This window comes from Mycobacterium sp. DHQP2018-32-09 (assembly GCF_058148405.1).
Genome location: NZ_JBYVYK010000010.1, coordinates 94,578 through 116,312, shown reverse-complemented (window position 1 = coordinate 116,312; position 21,735 = coordinate 94,578). Strand labels below are relative to the sequence as shown.

The window sequence follows — 21,735 nt, the reverse complement described above, 5'->3', positions numbered from 1 at the left end:
CGGCCTCGGAGGCGCGGTTGACGGGCCGGTTGCACACCCGTGCGCGCGATCGTGCGGCCATCTCGCACCACTACGACCTGTCCAACGAGTTCTACGAACTGTTGCTCGACGAGCACATGGCCTATTCGTCGGCGTACTACACCGGTCCCGGTCAGACGCTGCACGACGCGCAGACCGCCAAGCTCGAGTTGATCTGCGACAAGCTGGGTCTGGTGGCCGGCGGACGGTTGCTCGACGTCGGGTGCGGCTGGGGGTCGATGATCCTGCACGCCGCGCGCACCCGCGGGGTGCACGCCGTCGGCATCACGCTGTCGGCCGAGCAGCGGGACTTCGTCACCCGCCGGGTGGAGGAGTTGGGACTCGGCGACCGGGTGGAGGTGCGGCTGCAGCACTACCGCGAATTCGCCGACGGCGCAGGCACGTTCGACGCCGTGAGTTCGATCGAGATGGGTGAGCACGTCGGCGAGGAGCACTACCCGGACTACGTGGCGATGATGCACCGGGCGCTCAAGCCGGGCGGTCGCCTGCTGCTGCAGCAGATGTCGCGGCACGCCGACGCCGCCCCCGGTGGTGGCCCGTTCATCGAGTCCTACATCGCGCCGGACATGCACATGCGCCCGCTGTGGCAGACCCTGCGCTTCCTCACCGACGGCGGTTTCGAGATCCGCGACGTGGAGGCGATGCGCGAGCAGTACGTGCGCACCGTCGAGCACTGGATCGAGACGTTCGAGGCGAACTACGACCGGTTCGTGGCGTTGCAGGGTGAAGAGGTCGCCCGGGTATGGCGGCTGTACCTCGTCGGCGGTGGGTTGGCCTTCGAGCAGGGCCGCATGGGCGTCGACCAGGTGCTGGCGCGGAAGTGGTCGTGACGCCCCGGTATTCGTGCGCGGTCGACTTCGCCGCCGTCGACGCCATCGACGTGCACACGCACGTCGAGGTGGACTGCCACGGCAGGCGCGCCTACGACGACGAACTGACCGAGGCCACACGCAGCTACTTCCGGATGGGGGATGCGGCGCCGGCCACGGTCGACGACCTCGCCGAGATCTACCGTGCCCGCAACGTCGCCGCCGTGGTGTTCACCATCGACGCCGGCACGGCCACGGGACACCCGCCGAACTCACCTGCGGACCTGGTCGCGGGAGCGGCGCGGCACTCCGACGTGTTGATCCCGTTCGGCTCCGTCGACCCGCTGGGCCCCGATCCCGTCGCCCGGGTCGAGGAGCAACTGGCTTGGGGCGTCCGGGGTTTCAAGTTCCACCCCAGCGTCCAGGGGTTCGAACCCAACGACCGCCGCCACTACCCGACGTACGAGGCCATCGCGGCGGCCGGCGTCCCCGCGCTGTTCCACACCGGACAGACGGGTCTGGGTTCGGGGTTGCCCGGTGGGCACGGCATCAAGTTGCGCTTCAGCGACCCGATGCTGCTCGACGACGTCGCCGCCGACCTTCCCGGTCTGACCATCGTGATGGCGCATCCGGCGGTGCCGTGGGTCGACGCCCAGATCGCGATCGTCGCGCACAAGGCCAACGTCTACCTGGACCTGTCGGGCTACGCACCGGCCTACTTTCCGCCGCAGTTGGTGCGGGCGCTGAGCCGGCAGTTGCGGGACAAGGCACTGTTCGGTACCGACTTCCCGTACATCTCCTTGCAGCGGTGGCAGCGCGACTTCGCCGCCCTGGGTCTGGATCCGGCGGTCGCGTCGGCGATCTACAAGGAGAATGCGCTGCGCGTGCTCGGCGTGCGCTGAACTCGGTCAGTCGGTGGGTGCGTGCAGCGCGAAGTCGGCGAAGTCGAAGCCCGGCACCACGACACAGCTGACCAACGTCGGCTCGTCGTCGCGGGGCCGTGCCCGTTGCCAGTGGCCCGGTGGTACCACCAGTTGCGGGTGCTCGCCGGCGTCGACGTCGCTGCCGAGCAGTAGCGTCGCCGCACCGTCGCGGTGGGCTCCCACCTCGAGCAGCAGGGGACTGCCCCGGTGGTACAGCCACAGTTCGGCGCTGCGCACGGTGTGCCAGGCCGACTGTTGGCCCGGCATGAGCAGGAACAGGATCGCCGTCCCCGCGGAGCGCGGTCCGGTGTAGTCCGGTGGCAGCGCCGACTGGGTGACGGTCAGATCGCTGCGCCACGTCTCGCGATACCAACCCCCTTCGGGGTGCGGGGCGAGGTCGAGGCTGCGGGCCCACGGTGGCAGCTCGGTCATGCAGAGAGCCTACGTCGGCCGGCGCGACGCACCCGATACGCTCGTGCGCATGGGCCCGTCCGCACCGCGTGTTGGCATGGCTCGGCTGCGCCCCGGCTGGTTCGTCGCGGCGGCCGCCGCGGTGTTGCTGGTGAGTGCGTGGCTGCCGTGGTTGACCACCACGGCCGACGGTGGCGGCCGAGCCAGTGCCATCGGTGGTCGCACCGGTCGGATCGGGGTGCCGCCCGACGGGTTCGGCGTCGGTCAGTTCCTGGTGCTGCTGGCGGCGACGCTGCTCGTCGCGGCGGCCATGGCGGCGCGACGGCTGTCGGCGCGGCTGGCTTCGACTGTGGCGCTGACGATCTCGGTGGGCATCGCGGTCCTGGAGGTGTGGTACGTCAAGCTGTACGTGGCCGCACCGGTGAGTGCGGCCTACGGGTTGTGGGTGGGGGCGGGCGCCACGCTGGTCGCGGTGGTGTTGTCGGTGTGCGCGATGGTGGCGGCGTGGTCTGATGCGGAAGGGCGGTCATGACGGGCGATCTCGAGGTGGCACCGGTGGTGCTGCGCGGTGAGTGGGTGGTGCTGGAGCCGTTGACGACGGCGCACGTCGCCGAGATCGCCGACGCGAGCACCGACGGCAACCTCGGCGACCTGTGGTACACGACGGCGCCGTCGAGTGCGACGGCGGGTGACTGGGTGGCCGCCCGGCTGGCCAATCAGCAGCCCTCGACGGGGCTGACGTTCGTGGCCCGCACGCCTGGGGGCAAGGTCGTCGGGTCCACCAGTTACCTCAACGTCGACGGCCGCAACCGGCGGCTGGAGATCGGTCACACGTGGTTCTCGGAGTCGGTGCGCCGCACCGGGGTGAACACCGAGGCCAAGCTGCTCATGCTCACTCGTGCGTTCGAGACGCTGGGTGCGGTGGGCGTCGAGTTGCGGACCCACGTCATGAACACGCAGAGCCGCGCGGCCATCGAGCGGTTGGGCGCCAAGCTCGATGGGGTGTTGCGCAGTCACATGCTGCTGGCCGACGGGTCGCGCCGCGACACGGTGGTGTACTCGATCATCGACGTCGAATGGCCTGCGGTGCGCAACAACCTGCGATTCAAGTTGACGCGTGGGGGCCGTCCCGGCCGCGAGGTCTGAGGCTCGGGTGCGGCCCGCGATTGGCGCGACGATCGCGGGATCCGCACGGGGACAGGGGTTTCGCGCCAGGATGGTTACGCCTCGACGGTGGTCTCGATGGACTTGCGGTCGTCGGCGCGGGTGATCTCGACCTTGCGGGCCTTCGCCTTCTCGGCCACCGGGATGGTGATGGTGAGCACGCCGTTCTCGTACGAGGCGGTGATCCCGGTGGAGTCGATGCCGTCGCCGAGGGACAGCTGACGGCGGTAGGTGCCGAAGAAGCGTTCGCTGGCCAACCATTGCACGCCGTCCTCCGAGCGCGCCGTGCGGTGCGCGGAGATGGTGAGCGTGCCGTTGTCGACGTCGACGTCCACCGAGCCGGGGTCCACACCGGGCAGGTCCGCGGTGAGCAGGTAGTGGTCGTCGACCTTGCAGAGGTCCATCGGCATGAACCGAGGACTACGAGTCGATCCGGTCTGGCTGTTCAGCAGGCCGCGGGTCAAGGCGTTGATGTCGGCATTGAAATCGCTGAAGGGATCGAAACGGAGCACAGCAATCCACCTCCTATGTTCAGTCCCGGCTGCCCACCCCGTGGTGGACAGGACAATCACTGTGCACTTCCATTTTTAGCACTCTCCCGTCGAGAGTGCCAAGAATTTTCTCGGCCTAGTTCGGGTCGGGCGTCACGGTGCCGCCCGTCAGCGCCTCGGCGCACTGATCGCAGGTCAGGACGCCCCGGAACGGGCTGCCGCAGGCCACGTGGTCGAGCAGCACCGCCGGGCCCTCCGGGGCCGCACGAGCGCGCTGCGCCCACTGCAGGGCGGTGATCAACACGGGGAACACCGCGCGGCCCTTCTCCGTCAGCACGTACCGCCCTCCGACCGCCCGCAGCACGCCGCGGTCGGTGAACGTCGCCAGCCGGTCGGCCAGCGAGGCGGGTGGAGCCCCCAACCAGGTCTGGAACTCGCCGAAGCGCGTCGCCCCGACGAACGCCGCGATCAGCAGGGCGAACCCCCACCGGTTTCCCAGGAACGCCATGGTCTCCGGGAACAGGCCGGCTCCGTCGGTGGTCGACCGGCGGCGCGTGGTCTGGGCGGGCATCGAGCGCGCCCACGAGCCGCTGGGACCCCACCGCACGTCGACGTCCTTCTCCGACACCGGATCCCCGCAGCTGCCGCAGGCGGTCACCGGCACGCAGTGCGCACCGCACGTCAGGTGCCGCAACGCGGGCAGCCGCTGCTGGGGCACCCAGGTGCGCTCCCACGTCCAGATCGAGGTCAGCACCGGCCACAGGGCGCGGCCGCGCGCGGTCGGCACGTACGCCGCCCGGGGCGGACGATTCTGGTAGGGCTCGCGTTCCAGGATCCCGGCCGCGATCATCGCGTTCAGCCGCGACGTCAGCACCGCGTGCGAGATCGGCAGGCGCTCGACGAATTCGCCGTACCGGCGGGCGCCCAGCAGGACCTGCTGCACGATCAGCAGGGTCCACTCGTCGCCGAGGTCGCCGAGCATCCGGCCGACGGCGTTGACCCCGCCCGGCGGCAGCGGCGTCGGCTGCACCTAGAGCCCGATCGCCTCGGCGGCGCCGTCGGTATGACGCCACCGGCGCAGCTCGGCGCCGGGGGCCCACGTCGAATGCGTGCCGCTGGACACCCGCTCCGGCAGCCGGAGCGTGCAGACGGGGCCGTCCCCGACGCGCGCCGCGTCGAACACCAGGCAGAACGAGGCGTCGGCGCCCATGTCGGTGGTGATGGTGACCAGGTAGCCGTCGTCCTCGGCGGAGCCGCCGACGCGGGGCGCCATCGCGGTCTCGCTGCCATAGACCCCGTCGCCGAACGCGTACCGCTCCTCGGCGCCGGTGTGCAGGTCGTGCTTGACCAGACCGTCGAACAGGAACCAGGCGGGCTTGCCGGTGGCGGCGTAGGCGTAGCGGTACGGGCGGCCCGCGTAACCCGAATTGATCATGCCGAACTCGGTGATGCTGTCGGACAACGACTCTTCGCGCACCGCGCCGGTCTCGAGGTTGAACCGCCAGCGGTGCAGCCGTGTCTGCATGCGGTCCATCGCCAGGAACCGAAACGCCCGCTGCCACTTGTTGCCCATGCCGTTGTCGGCGGGCTCCGGATCGCCTTGGAAGAACCCGTCGAGCACGACCTCGGCGCCGTCTTCGTAGGCGTTGGTGAAGTGCAGGACGTAGGTGGGGTCGGCCTCGAACCACCGGATCTGCGACGTGTCCCCGCGCCGCGGCACGATCGCGAACCGCGACGGCAGGTCGCGGTGGAAGCGCGGCAGGTGCACGCCGTGCTCCAGGAATTCGGGCGCCCAGAACAGGGGAAGGTCGTTGAGGATGGCGTAGTTCTCGGTGAACGCCATGTCGTGCGGCAACCGCGGGCCGGGCAACGGCACGTCGATCAGGTGTGTCAGCCGGTCGTCGGCGTCGACGACGCCGTAGTGCATGTACGGGGCGTCCTTGGAGTAGTTGAAGAACAGCAGCTCGCCGGTGGCGTCGTCGACCTTCGGATGCGCCGAGACGCCCCAGTCGGTCGGGAACGCGCCACCCCACAGGGACTTGCCCAGCATGTCGCCCGTCATCGGGTCCACGCGGTAGAGCTCGCCGCACTGGTAGTGACTCGACAGGGCGACGCCGCGGTGCACGGTGACGTCGGTGGAGGACGCGTCCTTGAGCAGTGTCCTTGCGCCCCAACCGTAGTCACGCTTGGCCAGCTCGATGGGTTCGGCGATGCCCGGCCACAGCGGGCCGCCGGCCTCGGCCTCGGCGCGCAAACCGTCGGTCTGCACGAAGCGGTTGCGATAGAACGCCTTTCCGTCCCGGAACCCGACGATGTGCAGCATGCCGTCGCCGTCGAAGGGGTGATAGTGCTTCAACGCGGGGTGCACCGGGTTCTCGGTGTTGCGCAGGTACACCCCGTCGAGGTCGGCGGGGATCTCGCCGTCGACGGCGACGAGGTCGTCGTCGTCCCATTCGGTGGTCTGGGGTCGCCACGGCCCGGTGCGGTAGGGGTGGTCGTCGTCCTCGTCGAGGGTGGACAGGTACTTGGCGACGATCTCGGGATGCGGTGGTGCGGTGGTCATCGGGGAACCTCCTGGACGACGAACGAGACGGTGGTGGCGGTGCTGCCGCCGAAGTTGAGGGTGGCGAACCGGGACGCGTCGTCCACCTGGTAGGCGCCCGCGGTACCGCTGACCTGCTTGGCGGCGTCGAGCAGCATCCGGATCCCCGAGGCGCCCACGGGGTGCCCGCCGCCGATCAGCCCGCCGCTGGGGTTGACGGGCAGGCGTCCGCCCATCTCGATGTCCCCGGATTCGACGGCCTGCCAGGAGGCGCCGGGTTCGGTGAGACCGATGTGGTCGATCGCGAGGTACTCGCTGGGCGTGAAGCAGTCGTGCACCTCGATGCCGTCGATGCCGTCCAGGCTGGTGTGCGCGCGGTGCAGGGCGTCGAGCACGGCGTGCCGGACGTGGGGCAGCACGTACGGCTGGCCGGCGGAGCGGTCGAGTTTGTGGCGCAGTCCCAGGCCGACGGTGCGGTGCCCCCAGCCCTCGATTCGTCCGAGGGGCCGGGCGTCGGGGTGGTCGCGCAGCCACGCGTCGGACACCAGCACGACGCCCGCGCCGCCGTCGGTCATCTGGCTGCAGTCGAAGCGGCGGATGCGGCCCTCGACGACGGGGTTGGCGACGTCGTCGCCGGTGAGGGGGTCGGGGATGGACCAGGTCCGCGTCTGTGCGTTGGGGTTGGCGCGGGCGTTGCCGAAGTTGAGCGCCGCGATCGCGCGCAGGTGCGCCTCGTCCACGCCGTAGCGGTGGTCGTACTCGTCGAGGACGTCGCTGAACATCGCCGGCCATGGGAACGTCGCGGTGGCGCCTTCGTGGCCGATCCAGGCGGCGGCGCCCAGGTGGCGGGCGCCGACGTCGCCGGGCACGGTCTTCTCCAGCTCCACCCCGACCACCAGCGCGCAGCCGTAGGCGCCCGAGCGCAGATCGGACATGGCGGCGAGCGCGGCGACGCTGCCGGAGGCGCACGCCGCTTCGTGCCGGGTGGCCGGAACGTCCCACAGCTCGTCGACGACGGTCGCGGGCATGGCGCCCAGATGGCCCTGTCCTGCGAACAGTTCCCCGAACGCGTTGGCGACGTGCACCACGTCGATGGCAGTGGCGGAGACGCCCGCGGCCTCCAGCGTGGCCCGTACGACGTCGTCGGTCAGGGCCGCGAAGTCCATGCCCTCTCGGGTGAGGTTGCGGGCGAAGTCGCTCTGATGTCCGCCGAGGATCCAGACGCCGGTCATCACCGCACCGTACTACGGCTAACAGAGTGACTCGGGAGATTCTGAGTTATGAGAGGCAGTCGGTACATTTCTCCTAGCTTCAATGGATTCGTCATGGAGGGACGGGCGCAGCATGACCGCCTCGCGCGACCACGACCTCGCGGTCAGGATGGCTGACCTCGCTCGGTCGATCGCGGTGCCCAAGGGCATCGACACCGTCCTCGCCGACGTCACGGCCACCGCCAAGGAGCTGATACCCGGCGTCGACGAGGCCGGCATCCTGCTGATCGGCAAGGGCAACGCGTTCGAGACGCTGGGGCCCACGTCGGACCTGTCGGTACGGCTCGACGAGTTGCAGATGCGGTACCAGGAGGGTCCGTGCGTCGAGGCCGCGCTCGACGAGATCGTGGTGCGCACCGACGACTTCCGCACCGAGACCCGGTACCCGAACTACTCGCCGCAGGTGGTCGAGCTCGGCGTCTTGGGCGGGCTGTCGTTCAAGCTGTACACCGCCGATCGCACCGCGGGTGCGCTCAACCTGTTCAGCTTCCGCGCCAACGCGTGGGACACCGAGGCCGAGACCATCGGGATGGTGCTGGCCGCACACGCGGCGGCGGCCATCCTGGCCAGCCGCGAGGGCGATCAGCTGATGTCGGCACTGTCGACGCGCGATCGCATCGGGCAGGCCAAGGGCATCATCATGGAGCGTTTCAAGATCGACGACGTGCGGGCCTTCGCGATGCTGCGGCAGTTGTCGCAGGACACCAACACCAAGCTCGTCGACGTCGCGCAGAGGGTCATCGACACGCGTGGCGGTGAGTAGGGTCGGTCCCATGCTGCGTGTGCTGACGTGCCTGTCCGCCCTGGTCGTGCTGGGCCAGCTCGGCATCGCGCCCGCCGCCGCGTTCGACGATTGGGCGTACTCCACGTGCACGGCCACCAGCGGCATCGCCCCGGGGGCCAACTTCGACGGTGTGTCCTCGCAGTGCTGCGTCGACCACGGCGGTGTGCCCACGCCCACGTCGTACGGCATGGGCTGCGCGGCGCCGGTGGCCGATCCCGCGCCGGACTACCGCCCGGTGATCTACATGCCGACGCTGCCGGCGAGCGACGGGGATCTCTCGGCCGACGAGTTGCTCAAGCAGCCCCCGCTGCCCGGCATGCCGCCCGCGCCGTAGCGCGCGTGCCCACCCGGGCACGGCATCTCAGGTGATGGCGACCACGGCGCGGTCACCGAGGGGAGCGTCGAGCGGGATCGTCAGCGTGGCCGCCATGGCGATGGCGATGCAGGCGCGGCCCACGGCTGCGGGCACGGTGCCCGACCGCAGCTTCACGGCGACGATGTCGGGTGTCTGCTGCACCTCGGCGTGCACGCCGTGGCATTCGGGCGTGCCGGAGGTGAAGGTGACGGCCACGGCGTTCGGATCGGCGACGCGGCTCCACGAGTCGACGGCCTGCGGCCGGGAGTCGAGGATTGCGGGGTCGTCGACGAACGCCGTCTGGCCGGCGGCCAGGGGCCGTTCGGGAAGCACCGTCACCGTCGGGGTGGCACCGGCGGGCGGGCTGCCGAGCAGGGTGGCCGCGGCGAGGGCGGCGACGATGGCGGTCCGAACGGCGGTCCGAATGACGTGGCTCGAGGTCACGGTCAGTCCTTCGGGTCGATCAGCGACAGTGCCAGGATGGCCGCCAGCAGACAGAAGATGATGAGCGCCGACACCAGGTCGAACCACTGGAACGGGTACAGCGCGCCGTCGATCGACAGCACGAGGACGGTCTCGACGAGGCCGAAGACGACGAGGAAACCGCCGATGAGCCAGCGGGAGCGGCCGCGGTGAATGTGCGTGCGCCGCATCTCGACGGTCATGGTGAGCAGCAGGACCGGCAGGATCTGGGCGAGCGCCGTCGCGGTCGCCGCGTCCACCAACGTGATCCGGTTGTCGCTCACGGTGTCCGACCTGCCGGGTGTCAGTTGTCGTTGGACTTGTCGGGCAGATAGGGCTGGATGGCCGCCGCCAGCTTCGACACCGTCATCGACTGCAGCCAGAAGTGTCCGGGCCCGTGCAGTTCGGCCATGAACAGGGAGTCGCCGAAGACCTTGTTCTTGACGCCTTGGACACTGGCGAAGGTCAGCTGCATCTCCGCGCGGAACATCGCGAGGTGGCCCGGGTGGATCAGGATCGATTGCCCTTGTTGCAGTTCGTATTCGACGATCTCGCCGGCCATCTGCACCCAGGCGAGGCCGTTGCCGGCGAGCCGCTGGAAGATGACGCCCGCGCCGCCGAAGATGCCCGCGCCCAGGCGCTGCTGGATGGCCACCGAGACCTCGACGTCGGGCGTGCTGGCCATGTAGGACCCGCCCTGCACCATGAACGCGTCGGCGGGGTCGATCCGCATCTCCTTGATCACGCCCGGCAGGTCGGTCGTCATCGCCATCATGCGGCCGGGAGTCTGCGCGGTGTACTGCGTCAGGAACAGGTTGCCGCCGCCGAGCATGCGCTTGAGGCCGCTCATGAAGCCACCGCGTCCGCCGGAGGCGAACCGCGTCGAGGTCTGGATGTCGAACCCGGGGGTGTACCAGGAGACGTCACCGCCCTCGGTCACGATCGACTCGCCCGTCTCGAAGGTGAGTTCGAGGATCGGCATGGTGGTCCCGACGACTTTGCTCTGCACGGTCGCGACCGTACTACTAATTGACGCTTATGCAAACACTTTCGGGAACCTCTCAGGAGATGATCCCCGTGCCGGGACTCATGTCATGCCGGCGGTGGGGTGGTGCTGAAGATCGGCCAACAGATCTCGGTCGCGCTGAACGCCATCGGGTCCGACGGCGTGGCGCCGAGGTAGTGTTCGCGGATCGGGCCCTGGTGACTGATGAGGTGCTCGTTGGCGTACGTTCCCAGAGCGGCGTAACTGCGGTCGATGCCGTCGTGGCCACCGGGATGCCTGAGCACGGCGAACTCGGCCGGAGGCAACACTTCAGCGCGGACGCCGTCCGGAGGGTCGACGGATTCCGGTGCTGGGACGAAGAGGGTTGCCGCGCCGCGTGATTCGAGAAAGAGTTCCCGGTCGTAGAGTCCGCCCGGCACGATCACGGCAGGTTCGCCGACGACGGGCGCGAGCGCGTCGCGCAGTGTTCGCAGGGCGGTGGCGAACCAGGTGTCGATCTCGGCGACGTCGACGGTGGCGCCGACGGACCACACGGCGAGCGCAGGCTCTCGCCGCACCACCACGTGGGCGGGGGCCGGTGAGGGGGACAGCAACTCGCGCAGCGCGCCGACGGTGTCGCGGGTCTGCTGCAGTTGCACCTCCATCCGTTCGAGATGGGTCGTGATGATGTCGGTGCGGGTCGCGGCGTCGTCGGTGCTCAGCAGTGCCTTGATGTCGGGAATGGACATGCCCAGCGAGCGGAACCGCCGGATGATGTGCGCATGGTCGACCTGGCTGGTGTCGTAGAAGCGGTAGCCGGTGTGGGAGTCGACGTGGACTGGTTCGAGAATGCCGAGGTCGTGGTAGTGCCGCAGCGCCTTCCGGCTCAAGGCGGTCATCACCGCGAAGTCGCCGATCGAGACCCGTGCGCCCATGGCGTCCTCCTCTGCGTACCGCCGCCCGTGTCCGGGTGGGGCCATCCTGCAGTCTGCCCCTGGGGCAAGGTCAAGGCGGGACGTGCGCTGGATCGCGTCGGTGAATCGGCTTGACCCTCCCCCTGGGGGAAGTTCCACGGTGGTGCCATGACCATCGATTGGGATGCACTCCCGGACACCATCAAGACCTTCATGACCGCACTCGACGCTCGAGACACCGACCGGGCACTCGCAACGCTCACCCCGGACGCCGTCGTCACCGACGAGGGGCACGACTACGCGGGCCACGACGACATCGGAACCTGGGTCGCCGCCGCCGCCAGCTCGTACACCTACACCACCGAGATCACCGGCGCGACGGTGCGCGAAGGGGAGACCGGCACGACCTTCGACGTCGCGCAGCACCTCGAGGGCGACTTCCCCGGTGGCGTCGCCGACCTGCACTACCGGTTCACCGCCGATGGCGCGTTGATCAGCCGGGTGGTGATCGAGCCGTGACGCGGCGCTGGTTCATCACCGGCGGCACCCCCGGCAACTTCGGGATGGCGTTCGCCGAGACGGCACTGGATGCCGGGGATCGGGTGGTGCTCACGTCCCGACGCCCGCAGGAGCTGGCGACGTGGACCCAGCAGTACGGCGACCGTGTTCTGGTCGTACCGATGGACGTCACCGACGAGGCGCAGGTGCAGCGTGCGGTGCGCGCCGCCGAGGAGCGCTTCGGAGGCGTCGACGTGCTGGTCAACAATGCCGGCCGCGGGTGGTATGGGTCGATCGAGGGGATGGCCGATGCCTCGGTGCGGGCGATGTTCGAGCTGAACTTCTTCGGCGTGCTGTCCGTGACGCGGGCGGTGCTGCCGGGCATGCGTGCCCGCGCAAACGGGTGGATCGTCAACGTGTCCTCGGTGGCGGGTCTGGTTGCGGCGCCGGGGTTCGGCTACTACAGCGCGACGAAGTTCGCGATCGAGGCCGTCACCGATGCGCTGCGCGACGAGATTGCCCCGCAGGGCATCTCGGTGTTGACGGTCGAACCCGGAGCGTTCCGGACCAACGCCTACGGCGGCTTCGCGAACGAACCCGTCGCCGAGTCGATTCCGGAGTATCACGACATGCTGGAGCAGGTTCGCGCCACGTTCCTCGCGATGGACGGCACCCAGCCCGGTGACCCGCACCGTGGTGCCCGGGCGGTGATCGCGGCGATGGCCCAAGATCCGCCGCCCCGCCGGCTGGTCTTGGGCAACGGCGGATACGACGCCGTCATCGATGCGCTCGAGCGGACTCTGAGCGACGTCCGGGCGAACGAAGTGCTGTCTCGAAGCGCGGACTTTCCCACCTAGCCGGGCGGCCCAAGGAGCGTGACGTCACGCGTGGCAGAGCCTCGCGCTTCGAATGAGGCTGGCAAGACCTGCCAAGTCAGTGAATCCGTAGACCCTCATCAGCTTGCGGATCAGAACACGGTGCGGCGTGTTCTCGAATGGTCCTACGGGAGCGCAGGTCCGGGCGCAGTGACCTTGCGGGTCGTGTAATCGGCTTCGACTAGCGGGCGAAGGACCACGTCGTCGGCAGCGCGCTTCGCATCCTTTTGCGCAGCGGTACCGAAATAGACCTTCCGTGAGACGAGTGGGAGATAGTAGGTCCGGACCAGTACGTAGGTCACGTTGCCCTCCTTCGTCGATGAGGTGGGATCGCTGGCCAGGTTCACGTTCTTGTAATCGAGGTGCACGCCGAGGGCGTCGCCCTTTCCGCCGTTGTTCCGGCTCGCCTGACGGTTCTGAAATGCCGGATGCGCGTCGGGTGAATTCGAGATGAGGTTGTCGGGGCAATCCGCGTAGTAATCGTATTGACGCGTCACGACCGTGACGTCGTAGGGAGTGTTCGCAGGTAAGCCTGGCCCCGTGAATTTGGGATGGTCGGGGTCGGGGCCCGGGTCGCTGGGATAGACGAAAGTGCAGGCTTGTTTTGCGTCCGGGTCTTCTGGGTCGTCCACTTGGCGGGCCTTCGGCACGGTCATGCAGCCGTTGCTCGCGTTCTCCGGATCGCCGGTGAGGACGAACTTGACGTCCAGCGCGTTGATGTCGCTCGTCGGTCCGTATTGGCGCAGCCAGAAGTCGGCTACTTCTGCGCCTTCACTGTGTCCGAGGACGACCTTCTTGCCGGGTGTGTCGTGCAACGCCGCATCGAGGTTGGATGCGCCCTTGGCGACGTTGCGCAGACCGGGGATGTTGACGTAGTCGACCTTCTGCCAGACATAGGGGTCTTTGTTGTAATCGCCGTGCAACCAATCCTTCGACAGGCCGAAGAACGCTGGATCCAACGCCAGGACGGTTGTCTTCTCTGCTGCGGGCGCCGCCTGGACTGGTGCAATTGCGATGCCGGCGCAGACGGCAGCACTCATGGCACTGGCGAAAATGGTTTTGGCCAATGGTTGCTTCGTCATGTCAATTGCTCCGTAGCCCGATTGAATCGAATCGATTGATGTCGAGAATGCCGATTGATGCGGCTTATCTAGGAAGCCTCAGAAATGGCTCGTCGAGCAGTGGCTTTTTCATTTCTATGCGGTTTGGTCGTCGAATCGTTGTGCGACAGGGGCGTCGGGGGCCTCGTGGTCGGATCGATCCGCCGTGTCCACGCGAGCTTCGCAGTGATCCTGTTTCATCGCCGTCGCCAGGTCTGGGTTTGGGGATGAAAACGCGTCACGCGGCAAACTCGTCAGCGCACCTCGTTCCCGTCGGAACGTTCTGAGTGCACCCGACAACCCGGTTTGCTGAAACGGTGATCGGCGCGCGCCGACAACACGTTGTGCCCCCGGCAGGATTCGAACCTGCGACACCGGCTTTAGGAGAGCCGTGCTCTATCCCCTGAGCTACGGGGGCGCACCGGATGGCAGCTTACCGCCCGGCGGGAACGTCACCGCAACTCGGCGATCACCTTCGCGAACGCCTCGGCGTGCGGCTGCTGCACCGTCACGTAGGTGATGCCGTAGGTGTCGCGGTAACCGCGGATGGTCGCCGCGATGTCGCGCACCGAGCCCGACAGCACGCCCGGGGTGCGCAACAGTTGCTCGTCGGACAGGTGCGGCAGGAAGCGACGCGTGATCGACAGGTCCGGCATCCCGGACTCGTCGATCGGCATCGCGGTCACCGACACGTTGAGTTCCAGCTCCTCGAAGCGCTGCGGCGCGGCCGATCGCACGAACGAGATGCGTTCGGCCAGCGGATCCCCGGCCTCGTCCGCGGGGTCGCCGCCGGTCAGCCCGATGACGTGCGCGTGCTCGGCCGCGATGGTCAGCAGCTTGTCGCCGTTGCCCGCGATCAGCAGCGGCACGTCGGGCAGGTGCTCGCGCAGGTACTCGGTGACGTGCCGCAGGTGTGCGACGCGTGCTCCGGCGCTGGGGTACGGCAGCTCGGCGGCCTCGAACTCCGCGCGCACGTAGCCGGCACCCAGCCCCAGCTCCAGCCGCCCGGCCGACAGGTCGCGCACCTCGGCGACGTCGCGGGCCAGCAGCGCCGGCTTGTAGAAACCGGCGTTGAGCACGAACGTCCCGAGGTGCAGCCGTTCGGTGGCCGCGGCGACGGCCGTCAGCGTGGGGAACGGCGCCGGCGCGCCCAGATGGTCGGGGACGTGCAGCACGTCGTAGCCCCAGTCCTCGGCCCGCCGGGCCCAGTCCTGAACCGAGGACAGCCGGCGAGCGGCGTGCAACCCGAACCCGAAGCGGAATTCTCGCGCCATGCCGCGAGCCTAGGGAATTGGCGGACATCCCGCGTTTGGATGACCCGACGGCGGGCATCTCGACCGACGAGCCGGGCCGGGGCGGCCGCGGCACGAGACCATTTCCTGATCCGGCCCGTCGCGCACGTCCGACGGGCCGGATCGATTTCTCACCGGTCACCGACACGGAGCGCAGCCATGTCCACCACCACCATGGGCGTCGAGGAGGAATTCCTCCTCGTCGACCCCCACACCGGCGAGCCGGTGGGGCGCAATCGCGAGACCGCCGCGCACGCCTCCGACCGCGGCGTCGAGCTGGACCTCGAGCTGACCAGCTGCCAGGTCGAGACCACGTCGCCGGTCGCCGAGACCGTGGCCGACGTGTACCAGCACCTGCGCCGACTGCGGTCCGTCGCCGCCGAGGCCGCCCAGGCGGCCGGGGCGCGGCTGCTGGCGGTGGGGTTGCCGCCGACGGTGCCGCACGAGTTCCCCATCACCGACAAGCCGCGCTACCGGCAGATCGCCGAACGGTTCGGCATGATCGCCACCGAGCAGGGCATCTGCGGCTGCCACGTGCACGTGGCAGTGCCGTCGCGTGAGGCCGCCATCGACGTGTCCAACCGGCTGCGGCCCTGGCTGCCGACGCTGCTGGCGCTGTCGGCGAACTCGGCGATCTACCGCAACGCCGACACCGGGTACGCCAGTTGGCGCAGCGTGCTGTGGGGGCGCTGGCCCAGTGCCGGCCCGCCGCCGCACTTCGCGTCCGTCGACGACTACGACGCCACGGTGCGCCTGGTGCAGGACGTCGGTGCCATGCTCGACGACGGCATGGTCTATTGGGACGTGCGGCCGTCGGCGAACTTCCCGACCGTCGAGGTGCGCGTCGGCGACGTGCCCGCCACGGTCAGCCAGACGGCGCTGTTCGCCGCGCTCGTCCGCGGCGCGGTGACGACGGCGCTACGGGCCGGGGAGCGCGGCGAGCCCGTTCGGCCGCTGGACGATCACGTGTTGCGCGCCGCCTGCTGGAAGGCGGCGCGCGAGGGCATGGACGGTTCGCTGGTGGACGTGGCCGCCGGCCACGTCCCGGTGCCCGCGTTCACCGCGGCCCATTCGTTCGTCGAGGCCATCACCCCGGCGCTCGACGCCGCGGGCGACCTCGACTTCGTGCACCGCGAACTGCAGCGGCTGAGCGACACCGGCAACGGCGCCACCCGGCAGCGGCGCGCCTACGCCGACGGGCACGATGCCGCCGACGTCGTCGCCGCGGTGGCCGCCGCGACCGTCGAGGACCTGTGACTCGTGCGGATTCACCCGCGCTCAGCGCGGAGTGTCGTGCACGAATCGTGCGTCAGGTCAGGGGCAGCTCGGCGAACGCGGGCGTCGTGGGTTGCGTCGACCCCGTGCCCGGCTCGACGGTGAACGCCAGTGCCTTCGACGATCCGATGTCGGGCAGCACCGCCGTGGTCGACGGCGACACGGCGCCGGCGTCCATGGTGCCCGCCGAGTGCGGGCCGTCGCTGCCGACCAGCCACATCTGATACACCGACCCCTGCGACGGCGGGGTCACGTTGTTCATCACCAGCACGGCTGCGTTGCGCTCCCGGGAGAACACCACGGTGGCGGTGCCGCCCGTCGGGATGGGTCCCGACACCGTGCGCACGTCGGGGGCCGCGAAGATCTGTTCGGCCACCGACGGATTGGTGGGGGAGGCCTCGGGCCGCAGCGAGATGCCCACGAACGCCGAGCCCAGCCCGATGATCACCGCCGCGGCCGCCGCCAGCGCCATGGTGCGCCAGCGCACCGACCGCGTCTGCGGGCCGACGTCGAACGGCTCGTCCGGCACCGCCCGCAGGCCCGCATCGAACTCGGGCGCCGGTTCGTCGACGGCTGCCAACAACCGGTCACGCAGGTGCGCAGGCGGATCGACGGCCGTCGACGACGACACCACGGCCATGGTCTCGCGCACGGCCCGCACCTCGTCGGCGAAGGCGCGTGCCAACAACTCGGGAGCCTCGGCCACCTGGCGCTCGATCTCGCGTTCCTCGTCCGGCGTCACCGCGTGCAACGCGTACGCCGTGGCGAGGGTCATCAGGTCCTGTGTCGGCTCGGTCACGACACCCCCAAGCAATTGCGGAGTCCACGGATGGCATCTCGCATCCTTGACTTGATGGTGGCAAGGTTCGCCGACAACCTGCCAGCGACCTCGGCATAGGTCAGACCTTCGTAATACGCGAGCTGGACGGCCTCACGCTGGACGTCGGTCAGTGAGTCCAGGCAGGCGGCGACCTGGCGGCGTTCGTCGCTGAGGATCACCGCGTCGGACACCCCGTCGGACGGCAGCTCGATGCTCGCGGCGCCGTAACGGGACTCGCGCTGGGAGGCGGCCTGTTCGGAGCGGACGCGGTCGACGGCGCGGCGGTGCGCCAGCGTCATCAGCCAGGCCAGGGGCGTGCCGGCCTTCGGGTCGTAGGCCGCGGCGTTGTGCCATACCTGCAGGTAGACGTCCTGGGTGGTCTCCTCGGAGTATCCGGGGTCCCGCAGCACGCGCATCACCATGCCGTAAACCCGGGCGCGGGTCTGGTCGTAGAAGGTGGCGAACGCCTCGACGTCGCGCTGAGCCATCTGGCGCAGCAGCGCGTCGAGGTCGGCCGTCACGCCGTGGATAGTACTAAAGGATGCCACCGCTGCTGTCACGATGCGGCCCTTCTGGGCGGACGGGGCACGAAAAACGATGTGCGCGATTGGTATTCGGTGAAACCGGGGCGTCCCGACATCATCCTCTCGGTCAGGCGCGCGCCGGTGGCGTAGACCAGGAAGTAACTCATGGCCACGGGGGACAGCACGGTGGTCAGCGAGACCCAGCCCGCGATGCCGACGAGCCAGAGCCCCCACCACACGCAGGCGTCGCCGAAGTAGTTGGGATGGCGGGTCCACGCCCACAGTCCGCGGTCCATGATCCGGCCCTTGTTGGCGGGATCGGCCTTGAACGTCTTGAGCTGATGGTCGCCGACGGCCTCGAAGAGCACCCCGAGCAGCCACACCGCGCACCCTGCGACCAGCACCGGGACCAGGGCGGACGGTGTCGGGCCCAGCGTGGCCGACAGTTGCAGCGGCAACGAGATGAACCAGGTGGCGGCGGCCTGGACCAGGAAGACCTTGCGCACCACCGTCCAGGTCGAACCGTCGCCGGACAGCATGCGCTCGTAGCGCGGGTCCTCGCCCTTCCCGCGCGTCTTGCCCACCAGGTGCCACGCCAGCCGCAGGCCCCACACCGCCACCAGCGCCAGCAGCAGGAGGCGCCGTCCCAGGTCGCCGTCGCCGAGTGCCGCCGCGACGGCGGCGACGACGACGAAGCCGATGCCCCAGGTGACGTCGACGACGTTGTACCGCCCCAGCCGGCGTCCGACGACGAACGTCGCTGCGAAGACGACGATCACCGCGCCCAGCGACGCGGCGCTCACCAGGGCGACGTTCACGGTGTCACCGTGCCCGACGGTGCGAACGTCCACTGGTAGACGTCGAGGTACCCGGACCGGAAGCCGGCCTCCGAGTAGGCCAGGTACAACTCCCACATCCTGGCGAACACGTCGTCGAACCCCAAGGCCGCGACGGCTTCCGAGCGTTCCCGGAAGCGCTCGCGCCACAGCCTGAGGGTCTCGGCGTAGTGCGGGCGCAGCGAGAGCATGCCGACGGTCCGCAGCCGGGTCTCCCGTTCGGTGATGCCGACGACGGCCTCGACCGACGGGATGAGTCCGCCGGGGAAGATGTACTTCTGGATCCACGTGTAGGTGTTGCGCGAGGCCAGCATGCGGTCGTGCGGCATGGTGATGGCCTGGATGGCCACGCGGCCCGACGGCGCGACCAGGCGGTCGAGCGTGTGGAAGTACGTCGGCCAGTAGCGGTATCCGACGGCTTCGATCATCTCGACCGACACCACGGCGTCGTAGCAGCCGTCGACCTCGCGGTAGTCCTTGAGTTCGATGGTCACCAGGTCGGAGAGGCCTGCGTCGGCGACGCGGCGCTGGGCCAGGCGCTGCTGTTCGGCCGAGAGCGTGATCGAGTGCACGCGAGCACCGCGGGAGGCGGCGCGGATGCACAGTTCGCCCCAGCCCGTGCCGATTTCGAGCACGCGGCTGCCCGCGCTCACGCCGGCGGCGTCGAGCAGCGTGTCGATCTTGTGCCGCTGCGCGCCGGGGAGGTCCGCCCAGGTCGGCTGGCCACCGTCGAACAGTGCCGCCGAGTACGTCATGGTGTCGTCGAGGAACTCGGCGAACAGGTCGTTGGACAGGTCGTAGTGTTCGGCGATGTTGGCGCGCGCCTGCGTCACGCTGTTGCGCATGGTCTGGGGGTGGCGCACCACGGCCAGCGGTCGCAGGCGTTGCAGCGCAGGCGGAATCAGGTCGGCGACGGAGTTGGCGAACACCGTCAGGAGCCCGGCGAGGTCGGAGGTGTGCCACTCGCCCGCCATGTAGGACTCGCCGAATCCGATGAGCCCGTAGCGGCCGACGCGACGGGCGAGCCGGTCGGGGTGCTGGATCACCATGGTGGGCAACGTCGGGTCCGCGGCGCCGACGATCGTGCCGTCGGGGTAGCGCAGTCGCAGCGGAAGTCGCGCGGCCGCGCGCCGCAGCAGCCCGTCGGCGATGGCGCCGTACGCGGCGGACACCGGCCCGCGCGGGACCCGCTCGACGTCGGGCCAGCGGCGCGCCGTCGGCTGGTGCCGTCCGGTGGCGTTGATGGTCACGGCTGGGGGACCCTTTCCGGTCGGGCGAGTGCCGTGCGCGGCACCACGGGGACGCGTCGGGCCCACAGCGTGATGCCGTGGATGCGAATCCACATGGCGCCCATCAGCGGCGCCAGTGGCGCCACCAGTTGGAGTTTGAGCAATTGCGCCAGCCCGGCACCGTGACGGTCGCCCGACAGCGTGGCGACGAAGGCCGGAACTTGTTCGCGGTGCAACGAGATTCGCACGTCGAGCGTGTCGTCGGGTCGCGGCGCCCGCACCAGGTAGTAGCCGTCGACCTCGTTGAACGGTGACACGTAGAGCGCCTTCTTCACGGCCACCGAGGCCTCCCCGGTGGGTGGCAGCAGGTAGGCGTGGCGCCCGCCGTAGGTGTTGTGCACCTCGGCGATCACGTGGCGCAGCGTGCCTGCGGCGTCGTGACACCAGTAGATGCTGATGGGGTTGAAGACGTACCCGAGCACGCGAGCCTGCAGCAGAGCCGTCACCCGGCCGCCGCGCAGGTCGATGCCGTGTCCGGCGAGGAAGGCGTCGACGCGGTGGCGCAACGTGTCCTCGACACCGGCCGGGGGCGGCGCGCAGAAGTGGTCGGCCGCGGCGAACGTCGCGAACGGACGCAGCCAGCGGGGCAGGTTCGGCAGGTGGTCCAGGTCGACGTACCAGCTGTAGCCGCGCTGCTCGAAGTAGTGGTGTACCGGCGAGCGGCGCAGGTGGGTGATGCGGGTGCGGTAGATGGCGGGTGCGGTCATGACACGGCCTCCAACACGTCGACGGTCCAGGTGGCGCCGAGGCGTTCGGCCGCGCGCAGGCCCGACGCGGCGCCGTCCTCGTGGAAACCCCACCCGTGGTAGGCGCCGGCGAACACGATCCGGTCGTCGTCGAGGGTGGGCAATAGTCGTTGTGCGGCAACGGAGTCCGCGGTGTAGAGCGGATGCTCGTAGGTCATCTCCGCGAGCACGCGGCGGGGATCCACGACGTGGCTGCCGCCGAGGGTGACCAGGAACCGCCGGGGCCCGCTCAGCCGCATCAGGCGGCTGATGTCGTAGGTGACGACGACGCCGCCGTCGTCTCCGGCTGCCGGCACCAGGTAGTTCCACGACGCCCGCGCGCGGGCGTGCAGGGGCAGTATCGCCTCGTCGGTGTGCAGTTGCGCATGGTTGACCGAGTAGGGGATGGCGCCGAGCACGTGCCGCTCGGCGGCGGTGGGCGCGCCGAGCAGTCGCAGGGCCTGGTCGGGGTGCGTGGCCACCACCGCGGCGTCGAAGCGGCGGGGACCGGCGGTGCCTGCGGTGAGCACGACGCCGTCGGGCGTGCGCTCCAGCCCGCTGACGGGGCTGCCGGTGACCACTTCGTGGAGGCGGCCCGCGACGGCGGCCACGTAGGTGCGCGACCCGCCGGCGACCGTGCGCCACGTGGGCGATCCGAACACGGTGAGCATGCCGTGGTGGCGCAGGAACTCGAACAGGTAGCGGGCGGGGTAGCCGGTGGCCTCACCGGGGGCGCACGACCACACCGCCGCCACCAGGGGCCTGGCGAAGTGTTCGACGAAGAACGTCGAGAAGCGGTGCCGGGTGAGGAAGCCGCCGAGGGATTCCGCGTCGCCGGCCGCCGGGTCGTCGAGCAGGGCCGTGGCGAGCCGGTGGAACTTCTTCACCTCGGCGAGCATCAGCAGGTAGCGCGGTCGGGTCGCGGACGCCAGCGTGGGGAACAGCCCGCCGAGCCCGCGGGCGCCCGCGTACTCCAGCCGGGCGTCATCGTCGCGTACGGACATCGACATGTCGGTGTCGCGCGTGGTGATGCCGAGTTCGTCGAAGAGGCGGCACAGGGTGGGGTAGGTGCGGTCGTTGTGCACCAGGAACGCGGTGTCGACGGCCACCTCGCCGCCGTTGCCGTCGTCGACGACGTGGGTGTGTGCATGGCCGCCCAGTCGCGTGTCCGCCTCGTACAGCGTGACCCGGTCACGGCCGGACAAGACGTAGGCGGCGGTCAACCCCGCCACTCCGCTGCCGATGACGGCAACCGAGCGTCCGGGCACCCTTGATGACTCCACGTTCACTATTCGGAGCCGGGGTTCGACCGGATGGGTGAAGTTCGGATTGCGAATCCCTTACGCGGGTG

26 protein-coding genes and 1 tRNA gene are annotated in these 21,735 nt (G+C 69.5%); 9 read left to right on the top strand and 18 right to left on the bottom strand.

Annotated elements, in window-relative coordinates; translation table 11 throughout:
- A partial coding sequence (locus tag AC30CM_RS07555) for a class I SAM-dependent methyltransferase (RefSeq protein WP_490116215.1) occupies positions 1 to 869 on the top strand: 869 nt, incomplete at its 5' end.
- Complete coding sequence (locus tag AC30CM_RS07550) at positions 866 to 1,750, top strand: amidohydrolase family protein (RefSeq protein ID WP_490116214.1); 885 nt, start codon at positions 866 to 868, stop codon at positions 1,748 to 1,750. The genes AC30CM_RS07555 and AC30CM_RS07550, both read left to right, overlap by 4 nt.
- Positions 1,751 to 1,756: 6 nt before the next feature.
- On the opposite strand, the gene AC30CM_RS07545 is transcribed toward AC30CM_RS07550, so the two are convergent.
- The gene (locus AC30CM_RS07545; protein WP_490116213.1) at positions 1,757 to 2,203 is read right to left on the bottom strand and encodes a cupin domain-containing protein; all 447 of its coding nucleotides are present in this window, start codon (positions 2,201 to 2,203) and stop codon (positions 1,757 to 1,759) included.
- Positions 2,204 to 2,279: 76 nt separating this feature from the next.
- Between AC30CM_RS07545 and AC30CM_RS07540 the strand changes: the two genes are divergently transcribed.
- Together AC30CM_RS07540 and AC30CM_RS07535 are read left to right on the top strand one after the other, a co-directional pair.
- Positions 2,280 to 2,714, top strand: a complete 435-nt coding sequence (locus AC30CM_RS07540; RefSeq protein ID WP_490116227.1) for a hypothetical protein — start codon at positions 2,280 to 2,282, stop codon at positions 2,712 to 2,714.
- On the top strand, positions 2,711 to 3,328 hold the full coding sequence (locus tag AC30CM_RS07535; protein ID WP_490116212.1) for a GNAT family N-acetyltransferase: 618 nt from the start codon (positions 2,711 to 2,713) through the stop codon (positions 3,326 to 3,328). The genes AC30CM_RS07540 and AC30CM_RS07535 overlap by 4 nt, the downstream gene beginning before the upstream one ends.
- 74 nt (positions 3,329 to 3,402) lie before the next feature.
- On the opposite strand, the gene AC30CM_RS07530 is transcribed toward AC30CM_RS07535, so the two are convergent.
- The 4 genes from AC30CM_RS07530 to AC30CM_RS07515 form a co-directional block, all read right to left on the bottom strand.
- Positions 3,403 to 3,858: an Hsp20/alpha crystallin family protein gene (locus tag AC30CM_RS07530; RefSeq protein ID WP_490116211.1), complete on the bottom strand. Its 456-nt coding sequence runs from the start codon at positions 3,856 to 3,858 to the stop codon at positions 3,403 to 3,405.
- Positions 3,859 to 3,973: 115 nt separating this feature from the next.
- Positions 3,974 to 4,819: a winged helix-turn-helix transcriptional regulator gene (locus tag AC30CM_RS07525; protein WP_490116226.1), complete on the bottom strand. Its 846-nt coding sequence runs from the start codon at positions 4,817 to 4,819 to the stop codon at positions 3,974 to 3,976.
- A gap of 48 nt (positions 4,820 to 4,867) precedes the next feature.
- A complete protein-coding gene (locus AC30CM_RS07520) occupies positions 4,868 to 6,400 on the bottom strand; it encodes a carotenoid oxygenase family protein (protein WP_490116210.1) in 1,533 nt (510 codons plus the stop codon).
- The gene (locus AC30CM_RS07515; protein ID WP_490116209.1) at positions 6,397 to 7,611 is read right to left on the bottom strand and encodes an acetyl-CoA acetyltransferase; all 1,215 of its coding nucleotides are present in this window, start codon (positions 7,609 to 7,611) and stop codon (positions 6,397 to 6,399) included. The genes AC30CM_RS07520 and AC30CM_RS07515 overlap by 4 nt, the downstream gene beginning before the upstream one ends.
- Before the next feature lie 112 nt (positions 7,612 to 7,723).
- Here AC30CM_RS07515 and AC30CM_RS07510 point away from each other — a divergent pair, with 112 nt between their 5' ends.
- Both AC30CM_RS07510 and AC30CM_RS07505 read left to right on the top strand, forming a co-directional pair.
- Positions 7,724 to 8,413: an ANTAR domain-containing protein gene (locus tag AC30CM_RS07510; RefSeq protein ID WP_490116208.1), complete on the top strand. Its 690-nt coding sequence runs from the start codon at positions 7,724 to 7,726 to the stop codon at positions 8,411 to 8,413.
- 10 nt (positions 8,414 to 8,423) lie between these two features.
- Complete coding sequence (locus AC30CM_RS07505; protein WP_490116207.1) at positions 8,424 to 8,768, top strand: hypothetical protein; 345 nt, start codon at positions 8,424 to 8,426, stop codon at positions 8,766 to 8,768.
- 27 nt (positions 8,769 to 8,795) lie between these two features.
- On the opposite strand, the gene AC30CM_RS07500 is transcribed toward AC30CM_RS07505, so the two are convergent.
- The 4 genes from AC30CM_RS07500 to AC30CM_RS07485 form a co-directional block, all read right to left on the bottom strand.
- Positions 8,796 to 9,233, bottom strand: a complete 438-nt coding sequence (locus tag AC30CM_RS07500) for a hypothetical protein (protein WP_490116206.1) — start codon at positions 9,231 to 9,233, stop codon at positions 8,796 to 8,798.
- Positions 9,234 to 9,235: 2 nt separating this feature from the next.
- Positions 9,236 to 9,535: a hypothetical protein gene (locus AC30CM_RS07495; RefSeq protein ID WP_490116205.1), complete on the bottom strand. Its 300-nt coding sequence runs from the start codon at positions 9,533 to 9,535 to the stop codon at positions 9,236 to 9,238.
- A 20-nt stretch (positions 9,536 to 9,555) separates the two neighbouring features.
- Complete coding sequence (locus AC30CM_RS07490) at positions 9,556 to 10,260, bottom strand: AIM24 family protein (protein WP_490116204.1); 705 nt, start codon at positions 10,258 to 10,260, stop codon at positions 9,556 to 9,558.
- An 83-nt stretch (positions 10,261 to 10,343) separates the two neighbouring features.
- Positions 10,344 to 11,171, bottom strand: coding sequence for a MerR family transcriptional regulator (locus AC30CM_RS07485; RefSeq protein ID WP_490116203.1), 828 nt, complete (start codon positions 11,169 to 11,171; stop codon positions 10,344 to 10,346).
- 147 nt (positions 11,172 to 11,318) lie between these two features.
- Between AC30CM_RS07485 and AC30CM_RS07480 the strand changes: the two genes are divergently transcribed.
- On the top strand, positions 11,319 to 11,669 hold the full coding sequence (locus AC30CM_RS07480) for a nuclear transport factor 2 family protein (RefSeq protein ID WP_490116202.1): 351 nt from the start codon (positions 11,319 to 11,321) through the stop codon (positions 11,667 to 11,669).
- The gene (locus tag AC30CM_RS07475) at positions 11,666 to 12,505 is read left to right on the top strand and encodes an SDR family NAD(P)-dependent oxidoreductase (RefSeq protein ID WP_490116201.1); all 840 of its coding nucleotides are present in this window, start codon (positions 11,666 to 11,668) and stop codon (positions 12,503 to 12,505) included. Before AC30CM_RS07480 ends, AC30CM_RS07475 begins: the two co-directional genes overlap by 4 nt.
- Before the next feature lie 143 nt (positions 12,506 to 12,648).
- Here AC30CM_RS07475 and AC30CM_RS07470 read toward each other — a convergent pair whose 3' ends face one another.
- The 3 genes from AC30CM_RS07470 to AC30CM_RS07460 all read right to left on the bottom strand — a co-directional run bounded on the left by AC30CM_RS07470 (position 12,649) and on the right by AC30CM_RS07460 (position 14,897).
- On the bottom strand, positions 12,649 to 13,605 hold the full coding sequence (locus tag AC30CM_RS07470) for a PE-PPE domain-containing protein (protein ID WP_490116200.1): 957 nt from the start codon (positions 13,603 to 13,605) through the stop codon (positions 12,649 to 12,651).
- Positions 13,606 to 13,968: 363 nt separating this feature from the next.
- Positions 13,969 to 14,041: transfer RNA gene (locus AC30CM_RS07465), tRNA-Arg, on the bottom strand.
- Positions 14,042 to 14,075: 34 nt separating this feature from the next.
- On the bottom strand, positions 14,076 to 14,897 hold the full coding sequence (locus AC30CM_RS07460; RefSeq protein ID WP_490116199.1) for an LLM class F420-dependent oxidoreductase: 822 nt from the start codon (positions 14,895 to 14,897) through the stop codon (positions 14,076 to 14,078).
- A gap of 177 nt (positions 14,898 to 15,074) precedes the next feature.
- On the opposite strand from AC30CM_RS07460, the gene AC30CM_RS07455 reads away from it, so the two are divergent.
- Positions 15,075 to 16,172, top strand: coding sequence for a glutamate--cysteine ligase 2 (locus AC30CM_RS07455; protein ID WP_490116198.1), 1,098 nt, complete (start codon positions 15,075 to 15,077; stop codon positions 16,170 to 16,172).
- Between the two features lie 52 nt (positions 16,173 to 16,224).
- On the opposite strand, the gene AC30CM_RS07450 is transcribed toward AC30CM_RS07455, so the two are convergent.
- The 6 genes from AC30CM_RS07450 to AC30CM_RS07425 form a co-directional block, all read right to left on the bottom strand.
- Complete coding sequence (locus tag AC30CM_RS07450; RefSeq protein ID WP_490116197.1) at positions 16,225 to 16,989, bottom strand: anti-sigma factor; 765 nt, start codon at positions 16,987 to 16,989, stop codon at positions 16,225 to 16,227.
- Positions 16,986 to 17,498, bottom strand: coding sequence for a sigma-70 family RNA polymerase sigma factor (locus AC30CM_RS07445; protein ID WP_490116225.1), 513 nt, complete (start codon positions 17,496 to 17,498; stop codon positions 16,986 to 16,988). Before AC30CM_RS07445 ends, AC30CM_RS07450 begins: the two co-directional genes overlap by 4 nt.
- Positions 17,499 to 17,566: 68 nt before the next feature.
- The gene (locus tag AC30CM_RS07440; protein ID WP_490116224.1) at positions 17,567 to 18,340 is read right to left on the bottom strand and encodes a DUF1295 domain-containing protein; all 774 of its coding nucleotides are present in this window, start codon (positions 18,338 to 18,340) and stop codon (positions 17,567 to 17,569) included.
- Between the two features lie 8 nt (positions 18,341 to 18,348).
- Positions 18,349 to 19,620, bottom strand: coding sequence for a class I SAM-dependent methyltransferase (locus AC30CM_RS07435; RefSeq protein ID WP_490116196.1), 1,272 nt, complete (start codon positions 19,618 to 19,620; stop codon positions 18,349 to 18,351).
- The gene (locus AC30CM_RS07430; protein WP_490116195.1) at positions 19,617 to 20,366 is read right to left on the bottom strand and encodes a DUF1365 domain-containing protein; all 750 of its coding nucleotides are present in this window, start codon (positions 20,364 to 20,366) and stop codon (positions 19,617 to 19,619) included. The genes AC30CM_RS07435 and AC30CM_RS07430 overlap by 4 nt, the downstream gene beginning before the upstream one ends.
- Complete coding sequence (locus tag AC30CM_RS07425; protein WP_490116194.1) at positions 20,363 to 21,667, bottom strand: NAD(P)/FAD-dependent oxidoreductase; 1,305 nt, start codon at positions 21,665 to 21,667, stop codon at positions 20,363 to 20,365. Before AC30CM_RS07425 ends, AC30CM_RS07430 begins: the two co-directional genes overlap by 4 nt.
- Positions 21,668 to 21,735: the final 68 nt, after the last annotated feature.

Excerpts from the sequence above, each read along its gene's own strand:
- AC30CM_RS07515 (WP_490116209.1), bottom strand. The coding sequence starts at position 7,611 with ATGACCGGCGTCTGGATCCTCGGCGGACATCAGAGCGACTTCGCCCGC.
- AC30CM_RS07545 (WP_490116213.1), bottom strand. The coding sequence starts at position 2,203 with ATGACCGAGCTGCCACCGTGGGCCCGCAGCCTCGACCTCGCCCCGCAC.
- AC30CM_RS07510 (WP_490116208.1), top strand. The coding sequence starts at position 7,724 with ATGACCGCCTCGCGCGACCACGACCTCGCGGTCAGGATGGCTGACCTC.
- AC30CM_RS07445 (WP_490116225.1), bottom strand. The coding sequence starts at position 17,498 with ATGGCTCAGCGCGACGTCGAGGCGTTCGCCACCTTCTACGACCAGACC.
- AC30CM_RS07540 (WP_490116227.1), top strand. The coding sequence starts at position 2,280 with ATGGCTCGGCTGCGCCCCGGCTGGTTCGTCGCGGCGGCCGCCGCGGTG.
- AC30CM_RS07470 (WP_490116200.1), bottom strand. The coding sequence starts at position 13,605 with ATGACGAAGCAACCATTGGCCAAAACCATTTTCGCCAGTGCCATGAGT.
- AC30CM_RS07480 (WP_490116202.1), top strand. The coding sequence starts at position 11,319 with ATGACCATCGATTGGGATGCACTCCCGGACACCATCAAGACCTTCATG.
- AC30CM_RS07520 (WP_490116210.1), bottom strand. The coding sequence starts at position 6,400 with ATGACCACCGCACCACCGCATCCCGAGATCGTCGCCAAGTACCTGTCC.
- AC30CM_RS07460 (WP_490116199.1), bottom strand. The coding sequence starts at position 14,897 with ATGGCGCGAGAATTCCGCTTCGGGTTCGGGTTGCACGCCGCTCGCCGG.
- AC30CM_RS07505 (WP_490116207.1), top strand. The coding sequence starts at position 8,424 with ATGCTGCGTGTGCTGACGTGCCTGTCCGCCCTGGTCGTGCTGGGCCAG.
- AC30CM_RS07455 (WP_490116198.1), top strand. The coding sequence starts at position 15,075 with ATGTCCACCACCACCATGGGCGTCGAGGAGGAATTCCTCCTCGTCGAC.
- AC30CM_RS07535 (WP_490116212.1), top strand. The coding sequence starts at position 2,711 with ATGACGGGCGATCTCGAGGTGGCACCGGTGGTGCTGCGCGGTGAGTGG.
- AC30CM_RS07485 (WP_490116203.1), bottom strand. The coding sequence starts at position 11,171 with ATGGGCGCACGGGTCTCGATCGGCGACTTCGCGGTGATGACCGCCTTG.
- AC30CM_RS07430 (WP_490116195.1), bottom strand. The coding sequence starts at position 20,366 with ATGACCGCACCCGCCATCTACCGCACCCGCATCACCCACCTGCGCCGC.
- AC30CM_RS07525 (WP_490116226.1), bottom strand. The coding sequence starts at position 4,819 with ATGCTCGGCGACCTCGGCGACGAGTGGACCCTGCTGATCGTGCAGCAG.